The 10,942-nt window shown below is 66.8% G+C and carries 4 protein-coding genes and 3 pseudogenes; 2 read left to right on the forward strand and 5 right to left on the reverse strand.

The window, feature by feature from the left end:
* Window positions 1-94 (reverse strand): annotated as a pseudogene (locus tag ABZ070_RS31590) (GNAT family N-acetyltransferase); the annotation flags it as partial.
* Window positions 95-146: 52 nt separating this feature from the next.
* Window positions 147-755: an NAD(P)H-dependent oxidoreductase gene (locus ABZ070_RS31595; protein WP_356638835.1), complete on the reverse strand. Its 609-nt coding sequence runs from the start codon at window positions 753-755 to the stop codon at window positions 147-149.
* Window positions 756-1,153: 398 nt separating this feature from the next.
* Between ABZ070_RS31595 and ABZ070_RS31600 the strand changes: the two genes are divergently transcribed.
* A complete protein-coding gene (locus ABZ070_RS31600) occupies window positions 1,154-1,840 on the forward strand; it encodes an SMI1/KNR4 family protein (RefSeq protein WP_356638837.1) in 687 nt (228 codons plus the stop codon).
* Window positions 1,841-3,526: 1,686 nt separating this feature from the next.
* Here ABZ070_RS31600 and ABZ070_RS31605 read toward each other — a convergent pair.
* Window positions 3,527-5,268: pseudogene (locus ABZ070_RS31605) on the reverse strand (DNRLRE domain-containing protein); the annotation flags it as partial.
* A gap of 500 nt (window positions 5,269-5,768) precedes the next feature.
* Between ABZ070_RS31605 and ABZ070_RS31610 the strand changes: the two are divergent.
* Window positions 5,769-5,972: pseudogene (locus tag ABZ070_RS31610) on the forward strand (transposase family protein); the annotation flags it as partial.
* A gap of 285 nt (window positions 5,973-6,257) precedes the next feature.
* Here ABZ070_RS31610 and ABZ070_RS31615 read toward each other — a convergent pair.
* Both ABZ070_RS31615 and ABZ070_RS31620 read right to left on the reverse strand, forming a co-directional pair.
* On the reverse strand, window positions 6,258-6,785 hold the full coding sequence (locus tag ABZ070_RS31615; RefSeq protein WP_356638841.1) for a hypothetical protein: 528 nt from the start codon (window positions 6,783-6,785) through the stop codon (window positions 6,258-6,260).
* A 33-nt stretch (window positions 6,786-6,818) separates the two neighbouring features.
* Window positions 6,819-10,931, reverse strand: a complete 4,113-nt coding sequence (locus tag ABZ070_RS31620) for a DUF6531 domain-containing protein (RefSeq protein WP_356638839.1) — start codon at window positions 10,929-10,931, stop codon at window positions 6,819-6,821.
* Window positions 10,932-10,942 lie beyond the last annotated feature (11 nt).

Below are 10,942 nucleotides of genomic sequence, written 5' to 3' on the forward strand. Positions count from 1 at the left end.
GCCCGGAGCGAATCAGAGCAGCACCGTGTCCCTGGCCCTGGCCCGCCGGGTCGGCGCCGATCAACGCCAGGTACCAGTGCGGTTCCTGGGGTGCTTCCGGGCTCGGCGCCGGCGGTGGTGGCCCAACAGCCGTGCCTGCTCGCTCTTCAGGCGGGTGAAGCGTCGGCCGGCAACGCCGCGGCCAGCTTGCGGGCCTCGTGGAGCCACGCGGCGCGCTGCTCGTCCGTCGAGTCGCTCACCGTGCGGAAGACCACCCGGCGGACGTCGGTGACCCCGGTGTACGGCAGCACGCACGCGGCCCAGATGCGCTGCAACGGGTCCCCGAACTCGCTGTGCTCCCGGTCCTCGGGGGTGTCCGAGGTGTTCAGCACGAGCGCCCGGCCGGCTCGGAGCAGCCCGACGGGCTCACCGTCGGCGGTCCCCAGTTTGTACGCGACTCCGGGCACGAACACCCGCTGCACCCAGCCGGTGAGCACGGCCGGCGGCATGCCCCACCAGTTGGGATGGACGAACACCATGGCGTCCAGCGTGGCCACCTCGGCGCGGTGAAGCGCCAGTTGGCGGTCCTGGGCCGCCTCCGCGGCTTCGACGGTCTCCGTCTCGGCGGCGGTCAGCGCGGGGGAGAAACCTTCCGCGTACAGGTCGTGGGCCAGCACCTCGCATCCGCGGTCCCGCAACTCGTCGACGACGGTGTCGAAGACGGAGTGGTTGAAGCTGCCGGGGCGTGGGTGTGCGAGATAGACGCCGATGCGCATGTGTGTCAGATCCCCCGAGTCGCTACTGGCCGGGAGCGTTTCACCGGCCGTCTTCCGAACGCTGCCAGCCGGATGGATCCTATGCCACACCGTCGCAGCCGTCGCTCTCTGCTCGCCCGGTACCTCGACGGTGGCGGCCATGACCTGCTGGTGCAGCTCCAGCATGATGCCCGCCGCGCGGCGCTGGACCCGAGTTGGCGGGCGGTCACCTCGCCGAGCGGCCGGTCCTGCACTTCGGGCCAGAAGGTGCCAAGCGGGGGCAGTCGGCCCACTCGAAGTACCATTTCTGCGGGGCTTTCCGGCCGGCTCTCCACCGCCGGACTGGTCAGCGACCGAACCGCGCTGACGTATTGAGGCCGGTCTCCCTGGGGTTTCCGGCTGTGTGTCAAGATGCTCCGATGGACGACCTCATGCGCGCCTGGGAACGCATCGAGACCTGGCTTCGAGAGCACCAGTGCACCAGTGCTTTCTCCGAGCTGCACCCGCCGGCCTCCGAAGAGACCATCCAGTCCCTCCAGGACGCCCTCCCGTATCCGCTTCATCCCCACCTTGTGCAATGGCTTCGGATTCACGACGGTGCCCTGCCAGGCAGTTCCCTCTGGCCGTTCCGGTACTCCCCGGTCAAGGCTGAGGGCATGGAGGGTGGTCCGCAGCATTTCAGGGAGGCTTTTGATGACTTCCGCAGTGAATTTACGGATGACGGGTTGGACCCCGAAGGTCCGGAAGGACCGTGGGATCCGCCGAATGCATACGAGTTCTGGGTGCCCATTGCAGTCACCAATACCGGTGAGTACCTCGCGGTCGACCACCGTCCTGGCGACACCTACGGAAGCATCCGGGAGATCGATTATGAAGGTTCGGATCCGTGGGGCGTGATCCGATGGGCGAGCCTGGGGGAAATGCTCGACGAGATCGCGGACGGCCTTGAATCCGGCTCGGGTGTCCAGGGCCGCGGGCGAACGTACCGCTACGTCCCCCAAGTGATCCAGACGCCACCGACCATCACCGACCCCCCACTGTCCGGGGCGCCGGTGGTGATCGACGGAGATCTGGTGAATCGCCTTGACTGGCGGATCGAGCGATAGCATCCGATGTGAAGAGGCCCCGCCCAATAGAAGGGCGGGGCTCCTTCTTCTTACGCGCTAGGGCCTGACCAGGCCTGGGGCGTCAATGAAATACGGATCTTCGTCCAGCATCCTTTGCTTGGAATAGAACCCGTTGAGACGGCGACCTGCCGTTTCGTTCTGACCACCGTGCATCGACGCTCGGGCGCACTTCTCCTTGTACGTGGGAGTGCCGCCGAAGGGCGGGCGCTCATCGTCGTACACTCGCCACTTGCCGTCACCACCCTTGCGCGCATACGCCTGGAGGCATTCGCCTCCGTTGGCGACCCCGGTCGCTCCGCCACTTTCCTTTGTGCTTGCGAAGGCATATTCGTCGCACTGAACAGCCGCGTTCTTGTTCGCCGGATCGGGAGTGGCCAGCGGGTGCGCTACGAGCTGGTACGCCCCGCTCTTGGGGCAGACAACCCCGCGGTTGGCATCCGCCTTTGCTCCGTCGAATTCACGGCGCAAAGGACTGTTGTGCTTCTTACTGCCGGGATGCCAATCGAGTTTGTCGCGCATCTCCAGGTAGTACAGGGCGGCACCTTCGGCGTTCTTCAGCTTCAGGTTGAACGTCGGCGTGTACTTCGGGAAGACACAGCCCACCGAGGTGTTGGCGCGCATGATCTGGTCGCAGCGGACCTGCTCCCAGAACACCCAACTCGGTTCGGTGATCTTCACCGAGGCGGGCGCGGCGGACGCCTTGAAGCCGAGGAAGTTGCCCCGGTCGAACTTCTGCTGCTGACCGGCGGCGGCGGTCTTCCAGGTGAACCTGCGCGTCTGGACCGTCTGTTCGGTCACCGAGGAGGTGGTGGTCCAGGAGGTCGGCCCGGTGAATTCGGGGCCGACGAACTCCCTCTGGCAGACTGTGTCACCGCCACACGTGACGTCCCAGTAGTCGAGCGTCACGGTGCCGAGCGCGCCGTCGATGGACAGGGGCGCGATGGTGTTCTGCTGAAGCCACTCAGCGCCCTTCGTGCCCTTCGTGTTCAGTTTGATCTCTTCGCGGACGAGGAACATGGCCGTGCCGATGAGCTTGGGCGGCTCATTGGGGCTGATTCGCCACCATTGTGCCACTACGCCGATCTTGTGGCAGCCCTCATCGCGGGTGAGCGTGTATCCGCCGACGGTCGGGTCGTTGCACCAGGGGACAAGAGGGTTGGCCGGCGCCGCGAGCGCCTTCGCCGCCGCTCCTATCTCTGCGTTGTAGGTACGGCTCTGGCACAGCTCGATCTCAGGGCTGTCGGTCTTGTGACAGTGGCTCCGGTCCCCCGGCTGCGGATCGGTCGTCACGCCGTCCGGGGAGGCTTGTTTCTCTGGAGTGTCCACCTCCTCATACGGCTCCTCCTCCGGGTCCACCGGCTCCTCGGGCTGCTCGCCGGAATCCGGTACGGCGGTGTCGCCGCTGATCGGAGCCTTGCCCGTGCCGTAGTCGTAGGCCTTCTCCGGGCCCTTGTTGTCCGCGCGGTCGACCGTGCGCCCCTCGGTCCGGTTCATGTCACGCTCAGCGGGCGTGCCCGTCACCGTGCTGGGCTGGCCTGCGACAGCGGGCTTTTCAGCACTCCAGGCGCCACCGTTGGTACGGCTCTCGACGCCTCGGACATCGTCACCGGCCGCAGGCGTGACATCGAACTTGCCGTCGCCCTTGTTCGGCGTCCACGCGCCCTCGGGATAGTCGGGCGAAGCAATCTTCGAAGGAGCCGCCGGTGCGGTGGTGTCGACGACGAACTGGGTCCAGGGGGACCAGTTGAGGTTGTAGTGCGTGCCGTCGTAGGCGTTGGTGCGGAACTTGTACGTCCGGCCGTCCTTGAGCTGACCGGCCGGTACGGTCACGCTGACCGGCTTGCCCTGTTCGCCGTACGGAGACAGGAGCAGCCCCTCGCCGAGCGGCGTTGTGACAGGCGTGTTCGTGGCGGCGTCGTAGACCTGGAACGTGCCGTTGACCTGGTCGCCGTCCGCGTCGGTGAACGTGTCGCGCAGGATGGGCGTGGTGGTGTTGACGGCCCACACGCCGGCGTAGGACTTGAACGGTGCACCGGCCTGCCGGCTCGTTCCGTCCGAGGGCCGGTAGTTGTGGGTGACGGTGAGCTTGGGTGGTTGGCCGTGTTGTTGGCGGAGTTGACACGCTTCCACTCGTGGATGTCGCTCTCGCTGGAGGCGCGCAGCCCCATGCCGGAGACGTTCCACTTCTGGCCGGCCCAGTACTGGGCGAGGGTGGTGACGTCGGCGGTGATCCATCCGTCCGTCGCGGTGCAGTTGGGGTTGCCGCGTGTGGCGGTGGAGCTCGCGTACTTCGCGCTCATGGCGGGCTGGTTCGTCCAGCGGCTGGAGGTGGTGGCGTTGTTCGCCGCCCACACCTCCCACGGCTGCGCGGTGCAGTCGGTGTTGCCCGAGTGGAAGTTCCACAGCGACAGGGTCGCCTTTGACACGAGTGCGTCCGCGATGGGGGCCGTGTTCCAGGTGATGAAGGAACGGGCGGTGCGGTAGGTGCCGTCGGCGTTCTTGGTGCCGGGGTTGCCGAAGTCCAGCTCGGTGTCGCCGGACCAGTCAACCGTCTCGCCCTGCTGGACATAGGTGTCGAACAGGTTGCCCAGGGCGGAGGTCGACGGGTCGACCGTCACCGGGTACTGGGTGGCCGGGTCGGCGAGGAACTTCGCGTCGGGGGTGATGACCAGGTCCACGGCGCCGCGGCCCTTGTTGACGACCTTCATACCGACGTGGGCCCGGTTCTCGTGCTTTCCGGACCGTTTGTCGACCGAGGCGTCCCACATGACGGGGGCGGGCATCGTCGCCCGCACTTCACCGGTCGAGATGTCGGTGAAGGACACCGAGCCGTCCTGGTTCCCTTCGGCCGCCAGCCCCTTGGCCCTGATGGGCAGCGTGTACGAGTAGCTGCCCGCGGTCGGCTTCTCGGCGATCTCGACGAACTGCTCGAACCCGGTGCGTGTCGCTTCGACGATCACATCGGCGCCGGGAACGGCGTTCGTGTAACGGGCGGTCGTGCCGTGAAGTTCGGGCTGGGGGAGGCCGCCTTTCCACTGCAGCGTCACGGACCGGTCTCCGCTGCCCATCGTGACCAGGTCCGTCGGGGCGGCCTTGCTCGCCGCGCTCAGCGACGCCGCCGGCTTGCTCGCCTTCCCGGCCAGGCGGAGTCCGCTCGGGTGGGACCTTGCCCGGACCTCGCCGCCTGCCGCGGTGGTGAGGGTGGCATCGACCTTCCGCCACCGACCGTCGCGCCACACCCGCTCGGGCCCGGTGGTGAGCTCGGTGGTCAGCGTGCCGTCCGGGTTCGCGACCGTGTAGGTGGTGGCCGTCGTCTCATCGGTGACGGCTACCTTCTTCCCGGTGCGCCTCGCCTCTGTGACGGCCCACGCTGTGGAGCCCTTGGCGTGCTCGGCTGCCCAGGCGATGTCCGATTCGAGGATGTCGGCCTTCGACGGCTGCTGCACCGCCGTGGCCGCGTCCGGCTTCGGCGTCGACGCGGCGCTGGTCGGCTGTGTGGCGCCCGTTAAGAGCGCGACTTCGGCGACGAGGAGCAGCGAGGCACCGGCCGCTATACGTGACCGGCGCCGTGCCACTGGCTCTCTGTACGGAGACACGAACGTTCCTGCCCTTCCCTGTAAGGAATGCAAACACGTGTGCGAATGCGTGTACGAGCACAGGACACTAGGCAGAATCGGTGGGCGAGCGCAGCGAGTTATCGGCCATGGCTCGCATGTGACGTCGGGTACCCGCGAGTTGAAGCGGCTGTCGGCTCGCAAACGCGGCAATGATCACACTGGCGTACGCGGGTCGGACCGTCCCCACTCGTGTTGCAGGGCTCCGGTCGACGCCGGTCGTGGATCTGCTCACCGGGAGCCCGACCGGTTCTTACGCTGCCGCCAGCTGCCGAGCCGCGGTCTCCGGGTGTGGAGTGAACGTCCAAGTCGTCACCGACCCGGCCGGCGAGGTGCTGTGAATCTCGCCCTCCCTTCCGGGCCGCACCCACGACCTGACCGCCGCCCGCACCCACAGGATCATCCAAATCTGCGAACGCCAGGTCCTCCCGGTCCTCGCCGACCGCGCCGGCCCCCACGTCGCCACCGGCCTCAAACGGCCACCCGGCGGAGAACTCGCCCGTGCCGCCCTCGTCTCCAATGGAATCCGGGAACGATCAGCGCTGAGAAAACGGCCGCACACACCGAGCATTCGCGCCGCACCCGAGGCCGCCGCCCGCCACGAGATCGCGGCCGCGGCTGTACGTCGTCGTCTGTCTCCTCCAGGCGTCGCACCCTGCCCAGGCGCCTCGGCAAAGCGGGGTGGATGTGCTGGAGGAGGCGACGTAGAGGCTCGTGGATTGCGGTGGGGTGGCCACCGGGATGCCGGCCGCACACCGAAACCCGGCCGGCCCGGTCGCCTGCTACGGGAGCTCGGGGATCAGGGGCAGCCACTCCGTGATGTCCCGCTGGGTCGGATCGTCTTCCTGCAGCATGTCTTGAATGACTGCCAACGGTGTGAGCATGTTCTTGATCCGCCTCAGGTGAAGCATCTGCGGGCCCGGAGCGCGCCGGTACTCCGCCGCCAGTCGGAGCGCGTCTGCGCGCGTGAGGTCGAGGTGCGTCTTCACGTACGCGCAGAGGTCGCCGATCCGCCGGGCTTCGTCCTCTTCGCTCTCCCCGAACTGTCGGATCATGTAGGCGCGCACAAGAGCCGATTCGGCCACCGCCTTCTTCGGATCCTCCGGGGCTGACGCGTGCTTGCCGGAGATGGCCGTCAACGCGAGGTGTCCCCAGCGGATCCGGATTTCCGTGGAGTACGCGTCGGACTGCATCCTCCCGACGCTCAGTTCGCGCAGCTGTTCCCAGTTCTCCGCCCCCTCAACAGCATCGTCACCGCCCTGGACGCGTCGTTCCAGGTCGTCCAGCGAGCAGCCTGAGATGGCACTCACGAGCACTCCTTGATGACCCTCGGTCGACCACTGTCAGAACACCGAAATGCCAGCACGCTGAAACGCTTCCTTTCCTACCTCAAGGCTTTCGATTGACGGTTTGTAGTGACCGCTCTTGTTGTTGACTTCCATTCCGAAGTATGCGCCGTCGGCGCCTGCGATCTCCGCTTCACCGGCTGCTCGCACGGGGTCGCCATTGGTCAGAACGGGATGCTTGAGTTCGACGCCGCCGACGTGTTTCGGAATGATCACCAAGTCTCCGTCCATGGTCACCGCCCACTTCACCGTGCCCGAATTGATGACCTCGTCGAAACCGTCGTCCCCCACTCTGAGCGGCTTCACTCCCAGGCGCTCTGCGTCCGCGAGTTCACCCGCCAGCTCGTTCGGCATTTGATTCTCGAATTTGCAGGGGTTCAGGCCCAGAGGATCTGCCCAGGTGAGTGGGTTCTTGACGTATGTGGCTGGGTTGGGGGCTGGAAGGAGGCCCAGTGGGTCCGTGGAAAGGAACCGTGAGGTCTCGGGATCGTAGTGACGAAAGAAGTTGTAATGCAGTCCGGTCTCGGGGTCGAAGTACTGGCCGGGGAAGCGAAGGGGTGTGTAAGCCGTGCTCGACGCTGCCCACGTGGTGGTGCCCCACAGTGTGCTACGCGTACGCCAGGCCAGCGTCCCCGACTCGTCGATCAATTCCCTGGGGCTACCCACGAGGTCCGTGACGATCGCGAAGAATCGCTGGTCTATCTCATCTTGGGCGGACGTGGAGATGCGTTCGGTCTGAGCAATCGGACGCACGCCGTCGTGATCCCAGGTCAATGTGACCCAATGCGGCGACGACACGCCGTGAGAGGTCTGCTCACAGAGGGTGGCTCGATCCCACGTGAAGTCGACCTGTTCGATCGGCGTCTCCCCGTCGTCGGCCAGTCTCTGTTTGGCCATCCGGCGGCCGAGCGGGTCGTACAGGTACCGCCACGATGTGCCGTCCGGCGTGACGACACCCGTCAGCCGGTCTTCTGCGTCCCACCTGTATCGCCATGTGTCGGGCTTCCGTGACAGCCTCGTCTTCTGGCGCAGGACCACACGTCCTTGTGCGTCGTGCCGGAAGCGGACACCTCCCGCTTGAGTGAGGCGTGTGCCGTTGTAGGTGCGGGTGCCCGCCGCCTCTTGTCCTGGGTGTGATCCGGGCCAGGCTGCCTGGACTTGGTTCCCCGCCTCGTCGTAGGCGTACCGCTCGGTCCAGTCCACGGCGTGCACGGCGGTCACGCGGCCCGCCGCGTCCAGTTCGAAGGTGCGGTCTCCGGAGAGCTGGTCCTCAAGGGAGATCACATTGCCGTCGGCACGATAGGTGTAGGAGCGGTGCTGGAGGGCGCGGCCCTGACTGGTGGTGCGTTGGTGCCTGAGACGTCCCGTCCCGTCGTACTCGTGTGTGAGCACGAGAGCGTCCCCCACGACTCGGGTCAGCTCTCGACCCACCGCGTCATGTGTGAAGTCGATCGTGCGACCCGATGCAGTGACTTCGCTCCGATTGCCGGCCGGGTCGTACGCCCATGTGCTGACGGCTCCGCTGGGGGTCGTGCGGCTTGTTCGGCGGTTGAGGGAGTCGTAGGTGAACTCCAGCTTCTTGCCGTTCACGGTTTCAGAACGGAGCCGTCCGGACCGGTCCCGCAGTCTTGTCAGCGTCACGTCACGGCTCGCCGCCACGGCGAGCTCGTCGAAGATGTCGTATTCGTATGTGGTGACAGCGCCCTCGGCCTCCTTGCGTACGACCTGTCCGAGAGTGTTGCGCTCGTACCGCACCTGCTGCCCAAGGCCGTTGGTACGCGCGGTCAGGCGGCCTGCGCGATCGTAGGCGTAGCTCAATGTGCGGCCGTCGAAGTCGCTTTCGGAGAGCAGACGTCCAACCGGGTCGTATGCGTAGGCCCACTTCAGGCCTTGGGGGTTCGTGACCCGCAACAGGTGCAGGTTGCTGTCATGGGCGAACTCGTAGCGAGCGCCGTCAGGGTCTGTGCGTGCGGCGAGGAGGTCGAAGTCGGTGTACTCGAAGGCGGTGACGCCGCCGATGGCGTCGGTGTGCGTCAGGCAGTTGCCCTCACCGTCATAGGTCCACGACTGCTCCGTGCCGTCGGAGTCGATGCGGCGGGCGATTCTGCCTTCGACGGTCCAGTGGAACCGCGTGACGGCTCCAAGGGGATCGGTGATCGACACCGGACGGCCGAAGGCGTCGCGCTCGTAGCGTGTGACGGCGCCCAGCGGGTCAGTGATGGCGATCGGCAGCCCGGTGCGGTCGCAGAGCACGGCCGAGCTGTGGCCGAGGGCGTCCGTGACCGAGGAGAGATGGCCGTGCGCGTCGTAGGCGAAGCGGGTCGTGGCGCCGGAAGGCCCTGTGACCGAGGTGCGGTTGCCGCGGTCGTCGAAGGTCTGGCGGGTCACGTTTCCGTCCGTGCCGACGACCCGGACAGGGAGTCCGAGGCCGTTGTACTCGGCCCGTGACTGGCGGCCGTCGGGGCGTTCCACCTCGACGAGTCGGCCGTGGTCGTCGAACGTGGAGCGGCTGACGTAGCCGACGGGGTCGGTGCGGCAGAGGAGTCGGTTGCGATTGTCGTACTCGTAGCGGGTGACGCCGCCGAGCGCGTCGATCTCTGCGACGACCTGGGCACGGTCGTTGATCAAGTGACGTTCAGTATGGCCGAGGCCGTCCGTGATCGAGGTGATGCGCAGGCCGGTGCCCGGATCCGTCTCGTCCCAGGAGAAGTGGCTCTCCAGGTGCCCGTTGGTTCCTGACTGGTAGACGCAGCGGTCCTGGTCGTCGTAGACGTAGTCGAACCGGCTGCCGTTGGTGTCGGTCCAGGACGTGATGCGGCCGATCCCGTCATAGCCGAACGTGACGGGCCGTTGGCTGGAGTTGGTGATGTCGGTGAGGTGGCCGTCGGTGTAGCCGTAGCGGAGGATCTCCTGGTCAGATCCGTCCGCAGCCGCGCCCGCGAGGTGGAGGGCCGTGATTCGGCCCTCGCTCGTGGTGAGCTTCAGGTGGTAGCCGCCGTGGTGGACGATCGACGTCGGTGCACCGGTCTCGTCGTGTTCGAAGGTGATCCAGCGGCCGTTGCGGTCGTCGATCTGGGTCAGGAGCGCGAGCCCGCCGTTGCGGTCTGTGAAGTGCCGTACAGTGCCGGTCCCCGGGTCGGTGATGGTGTAGCCGTCGTCCGTGCGGTCCAACGGCCACGCCCTGCCATGGGTCGGCACGACAGGGACGCCGGGGGCGGGGTGAGGGTAGGCGAGCAGGCTTCCCTCGTCGCAGGCGAACACGACTCCCTCGGAGTCGATCTGCAAACGCTGGTCGGCGGTGGAGGACCAGCCGGGGCCGAACCAGCCGCCCGAACGGCGGGAGGAGTCGTATACGCGCCGGAAGGCCAGTGGGAGCGAGCCGGGAAGTGCGATGTCGGTCTGCGGCAGGAGCATGCGGCCGGTGGCCACATCGACGGGGTCCTTCTTGCAGATCGTCTCGCTGCACTCCTTGCTGTTGCTGTCCGGGTTTCTCTCGTGATCTCCCCGGGTGCTCCCGGGTTTGTGCCCGTCGGGCAGGTGTTTGCTGATAGTCACCAGGCCCTTGACCGCTCCTGCGCCCTTGGTGCCAAGGATTTCGGGCACGAGTCGGCCGAGGAACTCGGAAGGGTCGCCCTTGGCGGCTTCCCAGGCGTTCTTCAGCGCGCGGTCGGGGTTGGCGACGGTGGAGGCCAGGCCGGCGAGTGTCGTGTTGACGCCCTTCCAGTACTCGGCCGGGTGGGTCAGGTTGTAGGCGTCGATCGGGTTGACCGAGCGGACGAAGTTGACGATGCCCGCGGTGCCTTTGACGATGCCGCCGCCGAAGTGGGCCAGCTCGATGCCCTGCCCCACACCCCAGTCCGCGATCTCCAGCACGGCCTTCTCCCGGCCGGTGGGCTCCTTCGGAGCATGCGCGAGCGCGGCGTGGACGGCGGTCTTCGCGCTCTCGCCGGCCTCGTTGCGGGCGGTGCGGGCGTCCTTGAGGATTTCCTGGGCGCGCTGCCGCTTGGCCTTGCCCGGGTCGGAGAACTCCTCGGTCATCTTGAAGTCCTTGAGCCACTTGCCGACCTCGGGGTTCTCCGCGGAGAAGCCCTTGCGCGCGAGCGTGTGCACGCCGTCGCCCT

Origin of the sequence: Streptomyces sp. NPDC006283, assembly GCF_040613325.1 — a bacterium.
Lineage (GTDB): Bacteria > Actinomycetota > Actinomycetes > Streptomycetales > Streptomycetaceae > Streptomyces.

Coding starts and splice junctions, on each gene's coding strand:
- ABZ070_RS31595 (WP_356638835.1), bottom strand. CDS start 755: ATGCGCATCGGCGTCTATCTCGCACACCCACGCCCCGGCAGCTTCAAC.
- ABZ070_RS31600 (WP_356638837.1), top strand. CDS start 1,154: ATGGACGACCTCATGCGCGCCTGGGAACGCATCGAGACCTGGCTTCGA.